Raw genomic sequence first — 275 nt, forward strand, 5'->3', positions numbered from 1 at the left:
CCGGAAGAAGTCGCCTCGTGGAAGCCGGGCCAGACCCTGCTGCTCAACGGCAAGATGCTGACCGGCCGCGACGCCGCGCACAAGCGCATCGCCGACATGCTGGCCAAGGGCGAGAAGCTGCCGATCGACTTCACCAACCGCGTGATCTACTACGTCGGCCCGGTCGACCCGGTGCGTGATGAAGTCGTCGGCCCGGCAGGCCCGACTACGGCTACCCGCATGGACAAATTCACCGAAACGATGCTCGCCCAGACGGGCCTGATCGCCATGGTGGG

General features: G+C 66.2%; 1 protein-coding gene. It reads left to right on the plus strand.

Going from position 1 to position 275, the window contains the following annotated elements; translation table 11 throughout:
- A partial coding sequence (locus RVY79_RS19490; protein ID WP_317466226.1) for a fumarate hydratase C-terminal domain-containing protein occupies positions 1-275 on the plus strand: 275 nt, incomplete at both ends.

Origin of the sequence: Chromohalobacter sp. HP20-39 (assembly GCF_033052815.1) — a bacterium.
Classification (GTDB): Bacteria; Pseudomonadota; Gammaproteobacteria; order Pseudomonadales; family Halomonadaceae; genus Chromohalobacter.